The sequence below is a fragment of the Dactylosporangium sp. NPDC050588 genome (assembly GCF_040654975.1).
Classification (GTDB): Bacteria; Actinomycetota; Actinomycetes; order Mycobacteriales; family Micromonosporaceae; genus Dactylosporangium; species Dactylosporangium maewongense.
The window spans coordinates 1-20,517 of sequence record NZ_JBFAJA010000146.1; the positions used below are offsets into that span (position 1 = coordinate 1).

Below are 20,517 nucleotides of genomic sequence, written 5' to 3' on the forward strand. Positions count from 1 at the left end.
GGGGTGGCGGTGAGACCGGTCGGCGCGGCCGGCGGCGCGATCGTCACCAGCACGCTGCGCACCGGCGACGCCGGCCCTTCGCCGTTGGCGTTGCGCCTCCGAGCGCCCGCCCTACAACTGCCACCGCGACCTCGGCCCGTACGCAGGGGCCGACGCGTTCCTCGCCGACCTCGCCCGCGATCATCCCCGGCAGGCCGCCCGCCACTGCGTCGAGCTGCACTCCATCGTCCCGGCCCTGAATCCGGCCGAGACGACCGCGGCAGGCGAGCGGCCGATCCGGTTCCACCCCGCTCGGCGGACGGCCGCCCTCTCGTTCGGGGCGGCGGAATTCGTGGCCGCGTGCGCCGTACGCCGTCCCCAGACCGTCCACTTCGTCCACGCCGACGCGGCCGACGAGACGACCGCGGAACTGCTCGCGACGCTGACGCGGCGGCTCGCGTCGACGCCGATGACCCTGCACCTCCACGACGGAGGAGCGCCCGAGCCGGAGGTCGAATCCCGGCCGACCCACCTACGGGCCATGCTGGGCGACAGTCTGGCGCGCGGCTTCTACCACCACGCCGTGCGCACCGCGCGGCGCGGCCGGGCCGCTGTCACACCCGAGACCGACCTTGCCCTCTGGTGGTCGTTCACCACGGGACTGGCCACCGCACTTGCCGCGGTCGGCCACGCCGTCGAGGCACTCCAGCTGTACGCCGAAGCCCGAGCCGTCACCGACGATCCGAAGATCACGATGTCGGCCGCATACTCCACGGCCATGCTGTACGCCCGCCACCTTCCCCCGGAGCAGCAGAACCCGGCCATGGCCAGACAATGGCTGGAGACGGCACTTCAGTTGACCGGCGGCATCACCGACGAACGCCGGCGCGTCGTGTCGACCATCTTCTACGAGCAGGGCATCGCGCTGTTGGACAGCCGCGAGGGCCGGGCGGACGAAGCGCTGGAACTGGTGAACTCCGGTCTGGTGCAGCTGTCCACCGTCCTGGGCGCCGATGAGCGCCGGCAGGACCAGGCCCGCCTCCGGCACAACCGGGCCCAGCTCCACCTGGCGCTCGGCAAAGCCGCCGAGGCGCTGGCCGACCTCGACGACGTCATCGCCTTCGACCCCGAGAACTGCGAGTACTACGTCGATCGGGCGGCCCTGCACCGTGCCGCTGGGCGTACGAGCGCGGCCTTGGACGACTACACGGCGGCAGTCCGGCTGGGACCGCACCTGCCAGAGGCGTACTACAACCGCGCGACGCTGTATGAGGAGACCGGACGGAGCGGGGCGGCACGTGACGACCTGCGGCGCGTCCTGGCCATCGATCCGGCCCATCTCGACGCCCGCGTGGCCCTCGCGAACCTCCATCTCGCCCGGGGCGACCTCGCCGCCGCCGAAGCATGCGTACGCTCAGCGCCGGCCGAGCGGCGCGACGAACCCGCACTGCTGTGCACGCTGGGTCTGATCCGCTCCGAACGCGGTGCCCTCGACGAGGCCGACGATCTGCTGACGCGGGCCCTCGACGCCGCTCCCGGACTGGCCGAGGCGTGGACCAACCGGGCCGCCGTGCGCTTCGAACGTGGCGACGCCGCCGCTGCCGTGGCCGACCTCGACCGCGCGGTGGTGCTGTCGACCGCGGCCGAGCCCCGCTACAACCGTGCCACCGCGCTGATGCGGCTGGAGCGCTGGGGCGAGGCTGCTGACGACCTGACTGCCGCGCTGGCCGTGCCCGGCCTGGACGCCAAGCTCCGCCGCGACCTGCGCGCCGGGCTCAACCGCTGCCGGGCTCATGCGTCGTCTCACCGGCGCTGACGGCAGCTTCGCCGCTCAAGCCCGCCTGACCAGGGAACGCTCGACGCAACGGACCCGTCGCGACGAGCGGGAGCGGTCACGACGCCACCGCCCGGCGGTATCTGGGGGCGGTCTCCTGCAGCAGCGCGTCGATCACCGGGGTGCAGCGCTCGTCGCCGGTCGCCTCGCGCAGCACCACGAGCGCCCGGCCGCGGGCCAGGTCGCAGCCCAGCCGGCGCAGTGCGTCGGCGGCGGCACCGGCCAGCTCGGCCGCGCCGTCGCGGTCGCCGGTGCGCAGCAGTGCCAGCGCGCGGGCCGTGTCCGCGACCGCCGCGGGCTGCCGGTAGTCGCATGCCCGCGCCAGCTGTGCCGCCGCCCGGGCGTGGTCACCGGCCCGGTCGGGGGCGCCCGCGGCGAGGTCGGCGTGCGCGAGCCCGGTCAGGGCCGCCACCCGGCCCTGTGCCGTCTGCGAGACGGTGGCCAGGCGCAGCGCCCGCTCCAGGTAGTGCCTGGCTACCTTATGGTGGCCGAGTTCCAGGCGTACCGTGGCCAAACTGTGCAGCACGAGCACCTCGGCGACCGGGTCCGCGCCCGAGCGCAGGGCGGCGAGCCCGGTCACCGCCGAGGCCAGCGCGGCCCGCAGGTCACCCTGCAATGCCTGCACGACGGCGAGGTGCCCGACGGCGGCGGCCTCGCCCTCGATGTCGCCGAGCCGCTCATAGCCGGCCGCGGCGTCCGCCAGGCAGCGGTGGGCGCGCCCGAGCTGGCCGCGGTGCAGGTGGATGACGCCGAGGTTGATCCGGGCCGACTCGGCGCCGAGCCGCGAACCTGACCGTTCGTGCAGCGCGAGCGCCTCCTGCAGCACTTCGGCCGCCGCGTCGAGGTGGCTGGTCAGGGTCCGGACCACGCCGAGGTTGTTGAGGGTGGCCGCGGCCCCGCTCCGGTTGCCGGCCGCGCGGTGCTCGGCCACGATCGCGGTGAAGTGCCGCGTGGCGCTGCGGGAGCGGCCCAGCCGGGACTCCAGCACCGCGGCGAGAGAGCGTGCGGCGAGCTGCCCGGCCGGCCAGCCGGCCCGGACGCTGAGCCGGCGGCCGTGCCCGGCGTGCCGCACCGCTTCGTCCGGGTCGCCCTTGATCGTGTGCGCGACCGCCAGGCTCACGTGGAGCGCCGCGCTGGCCCGCACGGCCCCGTCGCGCTGCGCGGCGGCGAGCCCGGCGGCGGTCACCGACAGCCAGCTCGGCAGGTCACGGTTGGCCATGAACGGCACCCTGAGCGGCACCGCGAGCCGCCAGGCCATGTCCTCGACCCCGCGGCCGGGGGCGGCGAGCGCCGCGGTGCACAGGTTCGGGTACTCCACGGCGAGCCAGGCCCGGGCGTCCGCGGCCTCGGGGAACAGGCTCCGGTCGGCGGGTTCGTCGTCGGCGCGCGGCACGTTCGGGGCGAGCCGGGCGGCCGCTGCCCGGCACCGGTCGACGTACCACTGGTAGGCGCGCCGGGTGGCCGCCTCACGCCGGCCGGGTGGCTCGGTCGCCGCGGCCAGCGCGGCGGCGAACTCGCGGAGCAGGTCGTGCATCGCGTACCGGCCCGGGCGCACGGTGCTGAGCAGGTTCGCGTCGGTCAGCCGGACCAGCAGGGGCGCCACCTCCGCCGCCGGCAGGCGACTGGCGGCGGCGCCGACCTCGCCGTCGAACTCGGCCGCCGGCAGCAGGCCGAGCAGCCGGAACACCTGCTGGGTGGCCGGGCCGAGCCGGCTGTAGGAGTGCCGGAACGCGGCGGTGACCGCGCTGTCGGCGTCGTCCCGGGTCCGCAGGGCCGGCAGGCGGGCGTCGCCGGCGAGCTGTCCGGCGCGCTCCGCGATCGGGTGCGCCACCCCGACCGGCAGGTCGACCGCGGCGATCCGCAGCGCCAGCGGCAGCCCACCACAGTGCCGGACCAGCTCGGTGACCGCGGCCGGCTCCGCGACCGCCCGCTCGGCGCCGACCATCCGGGTCACCAGGACGACCGCGTCGGGTTCGGCCAGCGCGGCCACCGGCAGGCTCCGCGCGCCCTCCACCGCGGCCAGGCTCAGCAGCCGCTCCCGGCTGGTGACGAGGACCTTGACCCCGGCGCCGCCGGGCAGCAGCGGGCGCACCTGCTCGGCGGAGCGCGCGTTGTCGAGCACCATGAGCAGCCGCCGGTCCGCGGTGACCGAACGGAACAGCGAGGCGGCCTGTGGCACGTCGGCCGGGATCTGGCCGTGCGGCACACCGAGGCCGGTGAGCAGGTGTCCGAGCGCCTCGGCCGGGCCGGCCTCGGGCTCCGCCCCGAATCCGCGGAGGTTGAGGTACAGCTGCCCGTCGGGGAACCGCTCGGCGGCCCGCCGCCCCCACCACACCGCGAGGCTGGTCTTGCCGCTGCCGGCCATCCCGGAGATGACGACGGTGGCGGGGCCGTCGGCGTCGGCGGCCAGCCAGTCGTCCAGCTGGGCCAGCTCGGTGCCCCGACCCACGAAGTGCAGGCCGACCACTGGCAGCTGGCGCGGGGTCGGCGGCTCCTGCTTGACCGCTTTGCGGTGCTCGGACCGCTGCTGGGGGGGCACCGGCCGTGGCCAGCATCGGGTCGTCGGTCAGGATTCGCTGATGCAACCGGCGCAGGGCCGGCCCCGGGTCGATGCCCAGCTCGGTGCGCAGCAGGCGGCTGGCCTGCGTGTATGCGGCGAGGGCGTCGGCGCGCCGGTCCGCCCGGTACAGCGCCAGAATCAGCTGCCCGCGGAGCCGCTCGTCGAGCGGGGTCTGTGCCACCAACCGACCGATCTCCGGCAGCAGCTCATGGTGCCGGCCGGTGGCGAGCCCGGCGTCGACCCTGTCGGCGAGGGCCGCGGCGTGCCGCTGGTCCAGCGCAGGCCGGGCGGCGACGACGAGCTCGTCGGTGACCCCGCCGAGGACCGGCCCCTGCCACTGCGCCAACGCCTCGGTGAGCAGCCCCTCGGCGGCGGCCGCGTCGCCGGTGCGCAGGGCCTCCCGGCCTTCCCGGGCCAGCCGCTCGAAGCGCAGCACGTCGACGTCGTCCTCGGCCGCTCGCAGCACGTAGCCGACCGGGTGCCGCTCGATCGACCCCGGCGGCAGGAGGCCTCGCAGTTTGGAGATGTACTGGTGGAGGATCCGCTGGGCGGAGGCCGGAGAACGCGGGCCCCAGGTCACGTCGATGAGCCGGTCCGCGGAGACCGGCTCGTTGGCGGCGAGGACGAGGGCCGCGAGGACGGTTCGGGGTTTGGTGCCGCTGACCGGGACAGGCCGGCCGTCGAGCCATGCGCCGACGAGCCCCAGCACCCTGTAGTCCACCGCGCAGACAGTACCGATGCATCGAAATCTTTGCGGGACCGCGGTCGGGACCCGGCCGCCCCGAGGTGGCCGGGTCCCTTGCTCAGCTGATGCCCTTCACCGGAGGCGCGCAGTGCTGTGCGCCGGTCCAGTACCGCACGCAGGACTTGAAGTAGAACGCGGTGTCCTCCTTCGCATCCAGGTGCTTCCAGCGGATGCAGTTGCCTTCCGGCCCCGGGTTCCACAACTTCGACTGGACCGTCCGGTTGGTGGCCGCGTCGGTGTACTGGAACTCCACGTATGAGGTGTCCCCGCCGAGCTGGCAGTTCTCGAGGTGCTCGCCGTACGGGAAGAACCTGGTGAACGACTGCTGAGCGAGCTCGGACTGGTAGGAGTCGCCGGGCTGGTCGGGCCCGATCGCGGCATGCGCCGGGGTGGCCAGGACGGCTGTCAGAGCCCCGGCCGCCGCAAGGACGACGACGGACTTCCGGATGATGCTCATACGATTCCTTGCCTCCACGGTGAACACGGGTCCCAGAAGTTGTCGACGTCCGCGCAGACGCGCATGTCGATGAAGCGCTCCTCACCGAAGTCGTGCAGGTACGTCGCGCACGACGGCGCCGGCCCGGTGACCTTGTGCGTCCCCCGCTGCAGGGTGCCGTTGATCCGGATGTACTCGAACTCGATGTAGACATCCCAGCGGTCGGACTTGCAGACCGTGAAGCTGTCCCCGATGTGCTGGAAGCTGCCCGAACCGGCGGCCATGCCGAGCACGTCGACGTACTCCAGCACGTTGCGGCCGGTGTTGTTGTCCCCGGCGTGGGCGGGCGTCGCCACCCCGGCCAGCATCGCCACTGCCGCGCCGGCCACCAGGCTGATGCGGGCCAGCCGACTGCGCATGCTCCTGGTGCTCATCAGGTGATCGCCGCCACCCATGGCGTGCACCAGTCACCCGGAAGGCCTGGCGCGGGCGGTGGCAGCACCGGGTAGTCGAGGCACGCCCGGAACATGAAGGTGCGGTTCTCCGGGAAGTCCAGGTTGTGGTCGTAGCACGTCCCACCCCCCAGCCCGTTGTACTTCTGGTAGTTCACGTCGTTCCAGATGTACTCGCCGTAGACCTGGAGCCCGTCCGTCGAGTCGTCGCACACGAAGAAGTGCTCGCCGTCGTGGTAGAAGATGGCCCGGACCCCTTCGCCCCGCGAGCCCGCGGTGCGGTTCGTCCCCGCGTACGCGGCGGCTCCCCAACCCAGCACCACCACCAGCGGCACGACAACCGCCGCCGTGAGCATCCTCAGCACCTTGGCCCTGGCTCTGCCCTGTCTCAGCACGCTCGATCCTCCCTCCGATGCACTGAACCGGTCCGGAGGGCCACCACGGAAACCCGGCCCTCCTCGCCACCGATCCTGCGGAGCGGCCGTTTCGACGTTGTTCGCACCGATGTTTGGCCCGCCTTGCGCCGGCCCCCTGACCTGCGAGGACGCACCCGCACACCGATCAAGGCGGGACGGAATGCGGGGGCCGCGTACCCTGCAACGATGGCTCACGATGTGCTGCTCGGGATCGACTTCGGCACCTTCAACACCGTGGCCATGGTGCGTCGCGGCGGCGGTGAGGCACGTTCCCTGCTCTTCGACGGGTCACCGTTGCTACCGTCTGCGGTGCTCCTGGAAGGCGCCGGCGACGTGCTGTCCGGTGCCGAAGCCGTGCGGTCGGCGCGGGTGCAGCCGGATCGGTACGAGCCAAATCCGAAGCGGCGGATGGCGGACGGGATCGTCCTGCTCGGCGGCCATGAGACCGACGTGGTCGACCTGGTCGCCGCGGTGCTGGGGCGGGTGGCGGCGGAGGCGCGGCAGGTCGTCGGCCAGCTTCCGGATCGTGTCGTGGTCACGCATCCGGAGATCTGGGGCGCGTCGCGGTTGAGCCGGTTGACCGAGGCGGTCGTCCGTGCCGGCCTGCCCGGCCCGATGCTCGTGTCGGAGCCGATCGCTGCCGCCGCCTACTTCCTCGGCCAGGGCGGTCGGGTCGGCGCGGGTCAGTGCGCGGTGGTGTACGACTTCGGGGCCGGCACGTTCGACGCCGGTGTGGTCCGCCGCGGCCCCGCGGGTGCGCTGACGGTGCTGGCCAGTGAAGGGCTGCCCGAGGTGGGCGGCCTGGACCTGGACGCCGCGTTGGTGGAGCACCTGGGCCGGCTGATCGCGCAGCGGGACCCGGACGGTTGGGACCGGTTGCGGCGACCGGCCACCGCCGCCGACCGTCGTGCCCGGTGGCAGCTGTGGGAGGACGTTCGGCTGGCCAAGGAGTCGTTGAGCCGGCGTTCGCAGACGCTGGTGCACCTGCCGGTCCTGGACGAGACCGTTCCGGTGAGCCGGGACGAGTTCGAGCAGCTCGCCGAGCCGGTCATCGCGCGGACGGTCGCGGTCACCCGCGCCGCGGTGCGTAGCGCGGGTATCGGGTTGTCCGACGTCGGTGGCGTGTTCCTCGTCGGCGGGTCGAGCCGTGTGCCACTTGTCGCGACGCTGCTGCACCGCGCGTTCGGGATGCCGCCGACGGTGCTGGAGCAGCCTGAGCTCGTGGTGGCGGAGGGTGCGCTGATCCTGCTCGACGCGTGCGAGGAACGCACGCCGACCGGTGTCACGATGAGGCTGCCCGCCGATGGCGGGTCGCAGGAGGCCGCCGCGCAGGCGGGTGCAACGGCCGCCCGCCCGGCACCCGTGCCGCAGGGCTCGACTCAGGGCTCGACTCAGAGCTCGCCGCAGAGCTCGCCGCAGCGGGTCGTGCAGCTGGCGCCGGCCTCGCCGACGGCAGGCCGCGCACCGCGCTCAGACGAGGCCGCCGAACCGGGGCGGGGGCGATCGATCCGCCGCCACCTCACCGATCCGTGGAGTGTGGCAGCGGCCGTGCTGCTCGGTGCCCTGAGCGGCACGGCCGGCGGCCTCGCCGGTGCGAGCACGGCGGCCGTGCTGACCGCGGGAGCCGTGGTCGCCGTGATCGTGCACACGGTGCGGGTGGCCCTCGGAATCGTGTTCGACCGCTGAAGACCCGGTTGCCGGACGTTACCGCCAGCATCCGGACGGGCCCGGTGCCGCTCCCGGCGAGGGACCGCCCGACCGGGCCGGAAGCGCCCGGTCGAGCCTGCCGGAAGCCCTTCAGGCGTGCACGACGCCGCCGTCGAGGAGTTTGGACCAGTCCGCGCCCGCGGCCACGGCCTCCAGCGCGAAGACGCTGACCGACGGCCGGTCGACGAGCCCGTCCACCGGTGCGCAAGGGGCATGGTCGGCGGCGACCGCCTCGGCGCGGGCGGTGAGTCGTCCGGCGTTCGCCGTGAAGTAGCCGTCCCACGCGGGGCGCAGCCCGGCGCCCTCGGGCCAGGTCGACAGGAACGCCTCGGCGTGGGACCGGAACGACACGAAGCTCCAGCTGAGGTCCGCGCCGCAGAGCGCTTCGGCGGTGGCGATCAGCAGGTCGAACGCGATCGCGGGGAGCTGGCGGCCCTGGCGGCGCAACCGCAGCACGTCGAAGGCGAGGGCGGTGGTCCGCAGGTGGAACTCCGCGAGCAGGTCGGCGGCCGCCACGCTGCCGAGCATGTGCAGCCGCCGGTCATAGCGGGCAACGAGGCCCGGGATGCCGCCGTCCGGGCGGCGGTGTCCCACTACGCCGAGGCGGTCCTCCCGGACCGGCCGCTGCGGTGGACACCCGCCCGGACGCCGTTCACCGGCGCTCCGACATCCTCACCCGCGGGCCCGTCCAGGGCGGGCGTCGGGGTGGGCGCCGGCCTCGCGGATGCGGTGACCGCCGGGTTGTGCCACGTCCTCGCGGGCGATGCGGCCCGAACCGGGCCCGGCCGTCCCGTCGAGCCGGCAGCGCTGTATGCGGGCGCGAGCCGGCCGGACATCCTGGAACTGCTGGTGCGCACCGCCGCGCGGGCCGGGTTGCCCGTCCGGCTGTCCGTGCCGGCCGGCGCGGCCATCCCCGTCGTGGTGGCGCGGGTCCCACGGTCGGTGCCGGCCGTGGGTTGGGGTGACGACCTGGCGGCGGCCGCGACGCAGGCGTTGCTGTCCCTGCTCGGCCCGCGGCAACTCGCCGGTGCCGGCATGCCGCACCCGGTGCTCGACACCGGTGCCCTGCTCCCCGCCGCCGAGCGGTGGTTGCGCGAACAGCACCGGGACGCGTGGTTCGCCGACATCACCCCGGTGGACGTCGCCCGCACGGGCCTCACAGTCGTGCGGACGCTGCTCACGTGCCGTCGACCGGGATCTTGACGAACGGCGCTGCCCCGCCGGTCACGCACGTCTGCCGGACGCCCGGATCGCCGCTCGGGTGCCGTTCGGCATCGACTGCGTGTGGTCGCAGGACGGGGCATCGGCGTGCATCCGGCGTCACCCGCAACCCGCGGGTGCGCCGGGTGAACGGATCCTGCGCGACGCGGATCGGCGGCCGGCGTCCCACCCGGCCGCGGTGAGTGGGAGCTCCGCGAGCAGGGTGGTCCCGGCTCCGCGCGGGCTGTGGAGCACGATCCGGCCGCCGAGCGCTTCGGCGCGATCGTTGAGGCCGACCAGGCCGGTGCCGCGGGTGAAGTCGGCGCCGCCGACGCCGTCGTCGCGGACCACGATGCGCAGGACGCCGGCGGTGGTGTCGGTTTCGACGGTGACGGTGACGGCTGAGGCGCTCGCGTGTTTGGCCGTGTTGGTGACCGCCTCGGCGATGATGTAGTACGCGCTGACCTCGATGTGCTCGGGCAGCCGTCCCTCCAGGTGTATGTCGAGGTCGACGGGGATCGGTGAGCGGCGGGCAAGCATGCGCAGCGCCGGGCCGAGGCCGGATTCCGTCAGGACGGCCGGGTGGATGCCGCGGGAGATCTCGCGGAGCTCGTCCACGGCGTCCGTGGCCCCGGCGACGGCGCGGTCGAGCTGTGCGGCGAGCGTGTCGAGCTCGGGTGGCAGCGCCGCCTGTGCGGTGCGCAGCTGCAGGGCCAGGGCGATCAGCCGCTGCTGAGCCCCGTCGTGCAGGTCGCGCTCGATGCGTTGGCGGGTCTGATCGGCGGCGGCGACGATCCGCGCGCGTGACGCGGTGAGCTCGGTCCGGCTCTCAGCGTTGGCGACGGCGGTCGCGATGAGCCCGGTGAAGTCGGCCAGCCGCCGCTCGGTGTCGTGGGGCAGCCGTTGGCGGCGGGACCCGACGCGCATGACGCCCCAGAGCCGGCCCTCGACCTCGATCGGGCTGGCGACCATGGAGCAGATGTCGGGATCGATCGGGGACGGTGTCGCTGGCACCGGCTTGTCCACGTCGCGGCGGGCGGAGCGACCTGTGGCCTGAACCTTCGCCATGGCGGTGCGGGGGTCGGGCTTGCCGCGCCAACCCGGTGCGGACTGCTGGAGTCCGTAGCCTCCCAGCGCCGTCGCCTCCCCGTCCGGCTCGAATCGGAGGATCGCCGTGCCGTCGGCGTGGAAGAGCGCGCCGACCTCGTCGGCCACCGCGGCGAACACGCGATCGGGCGCCGCCCCGCGGGCGACCAGCGTCGCCACCCGCCGCAGCGCCGCCTGCTCGTCGGCGATCCGGCGGAACGCCGTGTACAGGTGGGCGTTGTCGAGTGACACGGCGAGCTGACCGGCGATGAGTCTGACGCAGTCGAGCCGTTCGGCGGTGAACGCACCGTGGATGAGGCGGTTCTCGAGCAGCAGCACCGCCCGTAGCATGCCGCGGTTGAGGATGGGCACGGCCAGCAGGGAGCAGGAGCTGAGGCCGGCGAAGTACGGGTCTCGGGCGAAGCGGTCGTCACGGGTGGCATCGCCCACGACCAGCAGCTCACGCATCCGCTCGACGTATCGCAGCACGGACATCGGCACCGTGTGTTCGTAGCAGGTGCCGTTGGCCGGGATGATGCTGCAGACATCCCCGGGTGCGGGCAGTATCCATTCATCCCGGTCGTCGCTCCACAGCAGCAGGTGCACTCCGGTGGCGCCGGTCATCGCGGAGAGCACCTGGACCAGGCGGGTGTACAGGCCTTCGGTGCTGGTCTCGGAGCTCAGCGCCTGCGACGCGGACAGGATGCCGAGCAGGTCGACGGTTCCGGTCGTGATGACGGGGCGGCGCTGGAGACCGTCGCCGGGATGGTGGGCGTCGTGCTTGTCGATCGGCTCGTCGTGTGGTCGCAGCGCCGGGTAGGCCCAGTCCAGTTGGTCGACTTTCGCGGTCGCGCCCCAGGCGTGGTACTCCTGACGGGCCTCGGCGAGCAGTTCATAGCCGGCGTGTTCGACGCCGTGGGCGAGGTAGAAGCGGGCCGCGTGTTCGGTGATCAGGGCCTGATGCCATGGCCGCACGTGGCGGGCGACCTCGTGCCGGGCGGCGTCGAAGCCGTGGACGGCGGCAACGAAGTCGCCGACGGCCCAGGCCCGCTCGGCCTCGAGCAACCGGAGCCAGTGCTGGAAGTTGGCCGGTGCGTCCGCGGCGCGTCCTGCCAGCCAGTGCGTCACCTCGTCCAGTTCGGACAGCAGGCCGTCGCGCTCGCCGCTGTGGCCGGCTCGGGCCTGCCCGGCCAGGGCCAGTCCACGCAGCACGTGCGCCGCGGCGGTCGGGTAGAAGGTGGCGGCAGCCGACAGCAAGGGCATCGCCGCCGCGGTGTACCGGGCCAGGCCGACCAGATCATCGAGGATGGCGGCGGCGATCGCGCGGGTGACCTGGAGGTGGAACAGCGCCCACGGGCTCTCGGCGTACCTGTCGGTGGAGACTGTCGCATCGGCGATGGTGGCGCTTTCGCCGCACAACACACCGGCCAGCCGCCGGTAGCTGTCGTACGATTCGCCGATGTGCTCGTCGCCGGTGTGCCGCACGAAGGCAAGCCCGGCGTCCACCTCGGCGACGTAGACGTCCAGCGATGGCACGCAGTCCAGCAGACCGACCATGGCCAGGTAGTAGGTGTATCCGGCGTTGGCCAGATCACCCCCCGCGATCAGGCCTGCACGGGCCTGCCGGGCCGCGCGGACACCGTTTTCGATCGGCTCGAACCAGAAACTCAGCAGCGTCGTCAGGAAGCGCACCTGCGAAGTGTCGGGCTCGTAGCCGTGGGCCTCGCCCAGTGCCAGGATTCGATGCATCGCCCGGTACCCGGCGGCGTAGTCGCCGCGCTCCGTCACGGCGGCGAAGCCGACGTGGCTCGCCGGGCCGAGGAGGGGGCCGGCGGGGCCGTGCTCGATCCAGATCCGCAGCGCTTCCAGGCTCAGCCAGGCGAGCTTGGCGTGGTCGGCGGCGAAGTAGACCGCGGGCAGGATCGCGTTGATCAGACGGGCCACGGCGAGCAGCACCGGCTCGGTGACCTCCGGCCGGGTCAGCTCGTCGACGGCGTCCTCGTGCTCCAGCCACCGGTACATGAGGTCGAACTGGCGGTCGAGCTCGGTCGGGAGCCGGTCCGCGGTCGGAACGGCGCTGCCCAGCTCACGCAGTGCCTCCAGGCCGAGCCCGATCGCCTCGACGTAGCGGTTGCGGTGGGTCAGGCCGCGCACCTGCACCGCCATGGCGGGCGCACACTCCAGCGCGGTGGTGCACAGCCCCTCGATCGTGCGGAACTCCTCGTCCGCCTCCTCCAGGAGCCCCAGGCTGTACAGGGCGGCGTGCCGGCCGGTGTGCACCTCGACGAGCGCTGCGGTCTCGTCCGGGCCGATCAGCCGCAGCGCGGCCGTCAGCAGCGCGTTCACCAGCGAGTATTCGCCGATCATCGTCGACTGGTCGGCGGCACGCCGGATCAGCTCCACCGCTCGGCGCCGCTCCGCGGGGTCGTCGACCGCATCGACCACCGGCAGGTACTGTTCCGCCGCGACCGCGAACAGCTCCGCCACCGCCGCCAGCCGCCGCGCCATCGCCAGCTGCAGGCTGCGCCGCCGGCGCGGTTCCACCCCGCGGAGGACCCCCTCACGGATCCGGTCGTGGCGAAACAGCACCGCCTCCCGCACCCCGGGCTCCAACACCAGCACCCCCTCGTTGAGCGCGGGTGCGAGTCGTTGCTCCACCACCTCCGCCGGCTCGCCGACGGCGGTCTGCAGCACGCCCAGCTCGGTCCGCCCGCCGAGGCACGCCATCGCCTCCACCGTCAGCCGCGTCGGCGCCGGCATGGCATCGACCCGCGCCGCCGGCAACCCCGCGACCTCCGGCCGGCTCAGATGAGCGCGCACCCGCGCCGCATCCCACCGCCACCTGCCCCCCGCCGCCAGTACACCGTCACGGCGCAGCGTGTTGAGCAACTCCACCGTCTCGTACGGATTCCCGGACGTGTACGGACTGATCGCTTCGCCCAGGCTCGCCGCCGCGGCCTGGTCCACGTGGAGCATCTCCGCCACCATGGCGATCGTGCCGGCTTCCGGCAGGTTGGCCAGCCGCAGGTGCTGCACCTCCGGCCGGTCACACCACCGGGACCGCGCAGCCGCCAACGGATGCACCGCGTCCACGTCGCCTTCGCGGTAAGCGGCCACCAGCAACAGACCGTCGACCGGCTCCGCGCTCAGCACCAGGTCCACGAAGCCCATCGCCGTGCGCCCCGCCCATTGCAGGTCGTCGACGAACATCACCACGGGCCGTTTCCGTGAGGCGACCGCGCGCAACACGTCGAACGCCACCCGCTGCGCCCGCGTCTGCGCGGTCAGCGGATCCCCCGGCTCGGGCGGCACCGGCAGCAGCGCCGCGAACTCCGGCACCGCCGCGGTCAGCAGGCCCGCGTTCGCGCCGGCCGCCGCCAGGATCCGCCCGCGGACCTCGGCCAGCTCGTCCTCCGACTCGGCCAGCAACAGCCGACCCAACGCCCTCAGCCCCTCGTGCACGGCGTCGCATTCCAGGTCCCGCCGGTACTGGTCGAACTTGCCCGCCACGAACCAGCCGTCCCGGCCGGTGACCACCGGGCGCAGTTCATCGACCAGCACCGTTTTTCCCACTCCTGGCGCCCCGCCGATCAGCACCCCATGACACCGGCCCGAAAGCGACTCCTCGAACGCCGCCGTCAGCACCGCCACTTCCGCGTCGCGCCACACCAGCCGTGACGGCGGCAACAGCCGCAGCGGAACGTCGCGCTCGCCGACCCGCATCGTCGCCGCGCGTGGGCCGGCGTCCCGTAGCCGCTCCAGGTCGTGGACCACGCCCTCCGCGGTCTGGTACCGCTTGTCCGGCTCCTTCTCCAGCAGATGCATGATGATCTCGGACAGTGGCACCGGGACGGTCCGGTTCGCCTGCGCCGGCGGCACCGGCACCCGAGCCAGATGATCATGGGTGAGCCGCAGCGGGTCGCCCCAGCCGAACGGCGGCGCGCCTGTCGCCAGTTCGTACAGCGTCGCGCCCAATGCGTACAGATCGGCCCGCTGATCCACCGGCCGGCCGGTGCGCCCGGTCTGCTCCGGCGCCAGGTACGCCAACGTCCCCGCGATCTCGGTGTGGTGCGTGAACCCGGGGCGAAGCTCGGCGATCGACGTCGCCAGCGCGAAGTCCACCAGGCAGAGGGCGCCGTCGCGGGACACCACGATGTTCGCCGGCGCGATGTCGCGGTGCATCACGCCCCGGCGGTGCATCCCCGCCACCGTCCGGGCCAGCTTCACCGCGAGCCCGATCAGGTCATCGGCCGCCAGCGGCTTCGCCGCCCCGGCCAGGCTCGTGCCGGCGACGTCCTCCACCACGATCGACCCCGGGCACCGCGGTGCCTCCACCAACTGCGGGACACCGACCACGCCGCGCAGCCGCCCCAGGATCGCCACCTCGTGCCGCACCTGCCGGTGCGCGTCCGGTCCCGACAACTCCTTGCGGATGACCGTGCGCCCGGCGACGACCAGCCGGGTGACCCGCGTGTGCTCGCTCTCGTACAGTATTTCGATCCGACCTGGTGGATCGCGGCCACGCAGCATCCCGCCGTTGTGCATCAGACACCTCCCGGCACGATCCGATCCACCTCAAAGCGTACTTAGCTCCTGTTCCCGGGCGAAGCCGACTATTCACGCGGCGCGATGTGGGATACCGCCGGGAGGTCACGCGCCGCCGGTGGTCCACTCGTGCTCGGGCGCGGGCCGGGCTGCCGGGCCGCGGCCGAACAGGACGAGGACGACGGTGCCTGCCACGGCGGCGCCGGTCACCGCGCCGGCGATCCCGGCCGCGGTGGAGTAGGCGTCGGGGCGGCCCGCCGACCAGCCGTAGAACGTCGCGGCGACCCCCGCAGCGGCCGCTGCCGCCAGGGCAGCCTGCGTGGGCCACAGCCACGGCCGTGGTCGTGGGTCGCCGGCGACGGTGGCGATCCACCACACGAGGCCGGCGATGCCGACGCCAATGCCGATCAGGGTGAACCCGAGACCCAGGATCGAGTCCGCCAGCTGGGCGACCGCGACGACGACCGCGCCGAGGACGGTCGTGCCCGCCGCGAAGCCGGCCAGCACCCGCCGCCGGGACAGGGCCGGCAGCAGGCCCAGGACGTACAGCGCGGACCCGATCGCGACGGCGAGGGCGTACTCGGCCCAGATGTGTTTGCCGGGTGCGGTGAGCGGCGCCGGCGGCCAGGTCTTGCCGGCGTACGACAGGCCGATGCGCTGCCATGCCCCGTCTGGCTGCCGGACCGCGATGCCGTCGCGCCGGTCGGCGACGAACACGCGGTAGCCGCCGGCGACGGGCAGGATCGCGACCTCCGCAGCGCTGAGGTGTTCGCGGGGTGAGCGCAGGTCGCTGTCGCGCCGGGCGAGGAACGTGCGCCGCCCCTCCGTCACCTGCCACGACATCCGCCAGGTCCGCCCGGCGTCGGTGCTCTCCTCGACGGCGAGCCGGCCGGGCACGACCCGGTAGCACACGTCCGGCCGATCCGGCACGCACGCGCTCGTGGCGCGCGGCGGGAGGTCCGGCGTGACGGGCGCCTTGAGGGCGGTCCAGGTCGCGCCGTCGACGGTCGCCGCGGCGTCGTCGAGGTCACTGTCGCCGTCGGGAAGGCCGTGGAAGGCGTTGTACAACATGGCCCGGACCTGCCCGTCGACGACCACGACCCGGTCCACCGCCGGGTAGTCCGGCGCGCTCGTCGCGGCGACGCCCAGCACCGCGAACGGCAGCACCACGGCGGCGCGGACACCGCGCGCGACCGGAGTGGACACCACCGGCGTCAGCGTCCGGCCCCGGACCCACCAGGCGATCCCGAGCGCGGGCAGCGCGAGCAGGTCGGTGGGGTCGGCGAGGATCGTCGACGGGCGGATCACGCTCCACGCCGCCGACGCGACATCGGCACCGCCGGGCACCGCCTTGACCGCGGCGAAGGCCACGCCCACCAGTACCGTCGAACCGGCCGCCGCCCATCGCGCCGGAAGGCGGGGGACCAGCAGGCAGCACAGCGCCGCGACCAGTGCCGGGGCGAAGACCAGACCGGCGACGTCGCTGAGCTTGCCGGTCACCACGCCAGGCGCGGCCGCCTTGAGGAGGTGGTCGTTCACCAGCAGCACGAGCACCGCGACGGCGGACACGGGATGTGTCAGCCACGCCAGCGTCACCGAAACGTTCCTCATGGGCGATCAGACGCGATCCGCGCGCCAATCGTTCCCGTTCGGGCGGGAGTTCCAGCAGGCGCGCCGCGCGTTCGGCTCGCCGGGACAGCGCGTGCCGGCCGTGTCGCCTACGCGGTGGCGAGTTCCTCGGCGAGCTCCTTCTCGTCGCTCTCGGACAGTGAGGTCTTGAGGATGACGCCGTTGAACGGCCGCATGGCGCTCGCGAACCTGTCCTCGGTGACCTTCGAGGCCATGATCACCACGGCGGAGTGGCCGGGCTCGAGCAGGTGCTCCACGCGGTTGCGGAACTCGGCGTTGATGCCGGACTTGTTGAGCTTGCCCATCAGCGCGCCGATCGCGCCGCCCAGGAGCGCCATGCCCGGGACGAAGAACAGGAGGCCGAGCAGGAGGCCGAACAGCGCACCGCCGGCCGCGGACGTGCCGATGATCCGCTGAGGTGTGTCGACATGCGTCTTACCGTTGGCGTCGACGTCGACGATGGCGAGCCCGCGCAGGTCGACGACGAAGTCCTGCTGCAGGCGCTGCACTTGCTCGTACGCCTGTCGAGCGTTCTGCGGGTTTTCGTACCCGATGACGATCAGATCCGACATGCGTGTGTGCCTCCGTCCGCTGTCCAACGACTTCCCGCCCCGGTACCCGCGTCTTCCCGACTTACCACCGGCCCGCAGGGCGATGTCTCGCCGGCACATGATGGAAGGGCGGCGTCCACCGGTTCATCTACGAGGAGTCCTCGCCCGACGACGGTAGGCGGGTGCTGGTCGACAGCGTCTGCCCGCGGGGGATGCGCAAGGCGGACGTGCAACTCGACCAGTGGCTGCGTGACGTCGCCCCTTCCGCCGGGGTGCGCCGCCGGCACGGGCACGAACCCGGCCGCTTCGGCAAGTTCCGCCGCCGCTACCTCACCGAACTGCGCGAGCCTGAACCCCGTCGGCGACCCGGCGGCACGTCCTTGTCGGCGGTCGGTCACCAGGCCAGGGAGAGTGCCGACAGGTGCTGGGACAGGGCGGCGGCGAGGACCTGGTGGTCGTGCCGGGACGGGTGCCAGTCGCAGCCCAGCAGGTCCAGGCCCAGGGCGGTGTTGTCGTAGTACAGCGCCGAGACCCGGGCGTCGCCGCCGCTGTTGCGGGCCTGGACGATCTGCTGGATGGAGTCGGCGAAGGCCGTCGTCATGTACGTCAGGTCCGGGTATGCGAGCACGATGTGCGTGCTCGTGCCGTACCGGGTCCGCAGCCTGTCGATGAAGGTCTGGTAGGCCGCGCGGTAGTCGGCGGCGAGCGCGCCGGTCGTCGACCACTTCTCGCCGGAGGTCAGGGCCGTGGAGAAGTCGTTGATGCCCAGGCCGACCACCACGACCTGCGGCCGCCACGTGCTCGGCACCGGCCACACGCCGCTGTTGTACAGCGCCTGCAGGTCCTTGTCGTAGTAGCTCGCCGGGAAGTTGTACGCGGTGTTCTGGCCGCCGTAGTTGCGGACCATGCCCATGCCGGACCAGGCGATGATCTGGTAGTCGGCGTTGAGGCCCTTCGCGGTCAGCGCACCGAACGACGCGTCGGCGTTGGAGTTGCGGGTCACGCCGCCGTTGCCGGCGCAGTCGCGGGTCGTCGACATGTTGCCGTAGCCGGCGGTCCACGAGTCGCCGATGAACTCGATCTGGCGGCTGCGCCTGGCGGCCTTCGCCAGGATCGCGCCGCCGGTGTCGGCGACCAGGCCGCCGAACTCGCCCGCGGCCCACGGGCTCTCGGTCCGCTTCGCCAGCCGCACGGTGTGCTCGCCACCCGGCAGGCCGCGCACCCAGTACGTGGTCCGGCCCGGCGTCACCAGGTTCGCCACGGTGGTGCCGTCGACCTGCACGACGTAGTCGTTGTCGGCGTCGTTGAGCGCCAGGCCGACGCCGGTGCCGCGGAACCGGCCCTCGAAGTACGTGCCGGGCCAGGTGAACTGCGCGGCGGTCCCGGCCGCCCGGACCCGGCCCACCGTGCTGACCTGGTCCAGCACGGTCCCCGCCGGGGTACTGGCGGAGGCGCTCGGCGATGCCGGCGGCGACGAGGTCGTGGTGCTCCCGGTGCAGGCGACACCGTTGAGCGCGAAGGTCCCCGGCACCGGGTTCGACGCGTTGTTCCAGGTGCCGCCGAAGCCGAAGTTCGTGGTGGCGCCGGTGCCGAGGGCGGCGTTCCACGCGGCGTTGGTGACCGTCACCGTGGACCCCGACTGGCTCACCGTGCCGTTCCACAGCTGCGTGACGGTCTGCCCGGCGGTGAACGACCAGGTCAGCCGCCAGCTGGTGAGGGGATCGCCGAGGTTGGTGACGTCCACGCCCGCGTTGAAGCCGCCCTGCCACTGGTTCGTCACGGTGTACTTGACCCGGCATCCGGCGGCGGCGTGCGCGGCCGGCGTCGTCGCGAGCACCCCGGTCGACCCGACGATGACCGTGGCGGCCGCGACGACCGTCGTACGGGACCAAATCCGCGCTGATCGCATGGGCGCTCCTTCTCGATGACTGTCGATGCGCTTCGAATGCTGCCCCGATGCCGCCGGCCGCGCACGCCGCCGCGACCGGATCATGCATCCGGACGGCGTTCAGCAGCGGTGACGCGCCCCGCCGCCGGGAAACGTTCACGGCCATACTGTTGCGATGACGATTCGGATCAAGCGGCCTACGCCGCCGGTGCCTGGATCCTGCTAAACCTCGCGGTCATGGCGGTAGGCGGAACCCGCGGGGGTGAAGGTGAACGTGTCGACGAAGGCGCCGGTGCCGTGCCGGACCGCCACGAGGACGGGCTGTGTCTCGGGCTGCGGCTGAGGCGCGTTCCAGTCGTAGGTGCTTGCGAAGTGCAGGCAGACCAAGCCTCTGGCGCCGGACGCGGCGGCATAGGCGAGGGTCTTGGCGTAACGCGGGTTGCCGCCGCCGAACAGGACGGACGGCGGCCCGAGCTCGGCGACGATCTCATCGAGTCGCCGGTCCCGGCCACTCCAACGATCAGTCTCAGCGCCCAGCTGCCGGTGCTCGTCGTCGGGCAGGGTCCGATCCACGGTCAGCCAGCCGAGTCGCCACGCTATGTCGGCATAGACAGAGGCTACGGCCGCACCGTCGTCCCGGTAGCCGGGCAGGATGGCCGTGAACGCCCCGTGCACACCAAGTGAGTTGAACGCACCGCGGACCCGAAGGTCATCGTGTTCCTGCTGCCACAGCTCGCCTGTCCCGTCGACGAAGGCGACGTCGTCCATGAGCAAGCGGATGGCCGGCTCCCAACCCCACATGCTCGGGCGGCGCAACGCTTGGTTGAGGCGGTCCAGGTGGTGGCGCCGAACCTCGTCCAGGCTGGGCGCACGGCGGATGTCAGGGGCCACGCGAAGATCGTGCCAGATCCCCGGCGGCACATGGCACCGCTGGGAGTCCCCGGTCACGACGACGAGGAACAACCCGACCTGAGACCCGGCCCACCGCCGGGGCGGGCGCCTCGAGGTGAGGCGCCCGCCTGGAAGTTGCGTTTACACGGTGCAGGTCGGCGTGGGCACGGCGTTCGTGCCGTTCCAGGTGCCGGTGAAGCCGAACGAGGTCGTGCCGTTTGCCGGGACACTGCCGTTGTACGACACGTTCGTCACGGTAACGGCCGAGCCGGATGTGCTCGGTGTGCCGTTCCACAGCTGTGTGATCGTCTGGCCGTTGGCGAACGTCCACTTGACCGTCCACCGCGAGATGGCGGCGTTCCCGGCGCGCACCGTGACCGAGGCCTGGAATCCGCCCTGCCACGAGCTGGTGACCGCGTAGGTCGCGGAGCAGGCGCCGCCCGCCGGTGGGGGAGAGCTCGGCGGCTGCGACGTGCCGCCGCCCGGGGTGGTCGGCGGTGGGGTGGTCGGGTTGGTGCCGTCGGGGGCGACCGCCCGGCCGGTCTGCGGGGAGATCATGCCCGCGCAGAGGTTGCGCGCCGCCAGGCCCTGGGCGATG

At 73.1% G+C, this 20,517-nt stretch carries 14 protein-coding genes and 2 pseudogenes; 4 read left to right on the plus strand and 12 right to left on the minus strand.

Going from position 1 to position 20,517, the window contains the following annotated elements; all coding sequences use genetic code 11:
* Window positions 1-448: 448 nt before the first annotated feature.
* The gene (locus AB0I21_RS54575; RefSeq protein WP_360573529.1) at window positions 449-1,795 is read left to right on the plus strand and encodes a tetratricopeptide repeat protein; all 1,347 of its coding nucleotides are present in this window, start codon (window positions 449-451) and stop codon (window positions 1,793-1,795) included.
* 76 nt (window positions 1,796-1,871) lie between these two features.
* Here AB0I21_RS54575 and AB0I21_RS54580 read toward each other — a convergent pair whose 3' ends face one another.
* The 5 genes and pseudogenes from AB0I21_RS54580 to AB0I21_RS54600 form a co-directional block, all read right to left on the minus strand.
* Window positions 1,872-4,352 (minus strand): NB-ARC domain-containing protein, encoded by a 2,481-nt coding sequence (locus tag AB0I21_RS54580; RefSeq protein ID WP_360573531.1) that lies wholly within the window; start codon window positions 4,350-4,352, stop codon window positions 1,872-1,874.
* 88 nt (window positions 4,353-4,440) lie between these two features.
* Window positions 4,441-5,094 (minus strand): annotated as a pseudogene (locus AB0I21_RS54585) (AfsR/SARP family transcriptional regulator); the annotation flags it as partial.
* Between the two features lie 82 nt (window positions 5,095-5,176).
* Window positions 5,177-5,575 (minus strand): hypothetical protein, encoded by a 399-nt coding sequence (locus tag AB0I21_RS54590; RefSeq protein WP_360573533.1) that lies wholly within the window; start codon window positions 5,573-5,575, stop codon window positions 5,177-5,179.
* Complete coding sequence (locus AB0I21_RS54595) at window positions 5,572-5,973, minus strand: hypothetical protein (protein ID WP_360573534.1); 402 nt, start codon at window positions 5,971-5,973, stop codon at window positions 5,572-5,574. The genes AB0I21_RS54590 and AB0I21_RS54595 overlap by 4 nt, the downstream gene beginning before the upstream one ends.
* A 14-nt stretch (window positions 5,974-5,987) precedes the next feature.
* Entirely contained in the window at window positions 5,988-6,362 is a 375-nt protein-coding gene (locus AB0I21_RS54600) for a hypothetical protein (RefSeq protein WP_360573536.1), read from the minus strand.
* Window positions 6,363-6,608: 246 nt separating this feature from the next.
* Here AB0I21_RS54600 and AB0I21_RS54605 point away from each other — a divergent pair, with 246 nt between their 5' ends.
* Complete coding sequence (locus tag AB0I21_RS54605; protein WP_360573538.1) at window positions 6,609-8,108, plus strand: Hsp70 family protein; 1,500 nt, start codon at window positions 6,609-6,611, stop codon at window positions 8,106-8,108.
* 111 nt (window positions 8,109-8,219) lie between these two features.
* Here AB0I21_RS54605 and AB0I21_RS54610 read toward each other — a convergent pair whose 3' ends face one another.
* Complete coding sequence (locus tag AB0I21_RS54610) at window positions 8,220-8,645, minus strand: hypothetical protein (RefSeq protein ID WP_360573540.1); 426 nt, start codon at window positions 8,643-8,645, stop codon at window positions 8,220-8,222.
* Between AB0I21_RS54610 and AB0I21_RS54615 the strand changes: the two genes are divergently transcribed.
* On the plus strand, window positions 8,613-9,332 hold the full coding sequence (locus tag AB0I21_RS54615) for a hypothetical protein (protein WP_360573542.1): 720 nt from the start codon (window positions 8,613-8,615) through the stop codon (window positions 9,330-9,332). The two genes, AB0I21_RS54610 and AB0I21_RS54615, sit on opposite strands and share 33 nt — an antisense overlap.
* Window positions 9,333-9,449: 117 nt before the next feature.
* On the opposite strand, the gene AB0I21_RS54620 is transcribed toward AB0I21_RS54615, so the two are convergent.
* The 3 genes from AB0I21_RS54620 to AB0I21_RS54630 all read right to left on the minus strand — a co-directional run bounded on the left by AB0I21_RS54620 (window position 9,450) and on the right by AB0I21_RS54630 (window position 17,161).
* Window positions 9,450-14,960: an AAA family ATPase gene (locus tag AB0I21_RS54620; protein ID WP_360573544.1), complete on the minus strand. Its 5,511-nt coding sequence runs from the start codon at window positions 14,958-14,960 to the stop codon at window positions 9,450-9,452.
* A gap of 105 nt (window positions 14,961-15,065) precedes the next feature.
* On the minus strand, window positions 15,066-16,556 hold the full coding sequence (locus AB0I21_RS54625; protein WP_360573546.1) for a hypothetical protein: 1,491 nt from the start codon (window positions 16,554-16,556) through the stop codon (window positions 15,066-15,068).
* Window positions 16,557-16,678: 122 nt separating this feature from the next.
* Window positions 16,679-17,161, minus strand: a complete 483-nt coding sequence (locus tag AB0I21_RS54630; protein WP_360573548.1) for a DUF1269 domain-containing protein — start codon at window positions 17,159-17,161, stop codon at window positions 16,679-16,681.
* Between the two features lie 125 nt (window positions 17,162-17,286).
* Between AB0I21_RS54630 and AB0I21_RS54635 the strand changes: the two are divergent.
* Window positions 17,287-17,484 (plus strand): annotated as a pseudogene (locus tag AB0I21_RS54635) (DUF488 family protein); the annotation flags it as partial.
* Window positions 17,485-17,534: 50 nt separating this feature from the next.
* On the opposite strand, the gene AB0I21_RS54640 reads toward AB0I21_RS54635, so the two are convergent.
* The 3 genes from AB0I21_RS54640 to AB0I21_RS54650 form a co-directional block, all read right to left on the minus strand.
* Entirely contained in the window at window positions 17,535-19,049 is a 1,515-nt protein-coding gene (locus AB0I21_RS54640; protein ID WP_360573550.1) for a cellulose binding domain-containing protein, read from the minus strand.
* A gap of 201 nt (window positions 19,050-19,250) precedes the next feature.
* On the minus strand, window positions 19,251-19,919 hold the full coding sequence (locus AB0I21_RS54645) for a hypothetical protein (protein WP_360573552.1): 669 nt from the start codon (window positions 19,917-19,919) through the stop codon (window positions 19,251-19,253).
* Window positions 19,920-20,060: 141 nt separating this feature from the next.
* The coding region (locus AB0I21_RS54650; RefSeq protein WP_360573554.1) for a cellulose binding domain-containing protein at window positions 20,061-20,517 on the minus strand (457 nt) is incomplete at its 5' end.

Excerpts from the sequence above, each read along its gene's own strand:
- AB0I21_RS54605 (WP_360573538.1), top strand. The coding sequence starts at position 6,609 with ATGGCTCACGATGTGCTGCTCGGGATCGACTTCGGCACCTTCAACACC.
- AB0I21_RS54620 (WP_360573544.1), bottom strand. The coding sequence starts at position 14,960 with ATGCACAACGGCGGGATGCTGCGTGGCCGCGATCCACCAGGTCGGATC.
- AB0I21_RS54640 (WP_360573550.1), bottom strand. The coding sequence starts at position 19,049 with ATGCGATCAGCGCGGATTTGGTCCCGTACGACGGTCGTCGCGGCCGCC.
- AB0I21_RS54595 (WP_360573534.1), bottom strand. The coding sequence starts at position 5,973 with ATGCGCAGTCGGCTGGCCCGCATCAGCCTGGTGGCCGGCGCGGCAGTG.
- AB0I21_RS54575 (WP_360573529.1), top strand. The coding sequence starts at position 449 with ATGACCCTGCACCTCCACGACGGAGGAGCGCCCGAGCCGGAGGTCGAA.
- AB0I21_RS54600 (WP_360573536.1), bottom strand. The coding sequence starts at position 6,362 with ATGCTCACGGCGGCGGTTGTCGTGCCGCTGGTGGTGGTGCTGGGTTGG.
- AB0I21_RS54590 (WP_360573533.1), bottom strand. The coding sequence starts at position 5,575 with ATGAGCATCATCCGGAAGTCCGTCGTCGTCCTTGCGGCGGCCGGGGCT.
- AB0I21_RS54630 (WP_360573548.1), bottom strand. The coding sequence starts at position 17,161 with ATGTCGGATCTGATCGTCATCGGGTACGAAAACCCGCAGAACGCTCGA.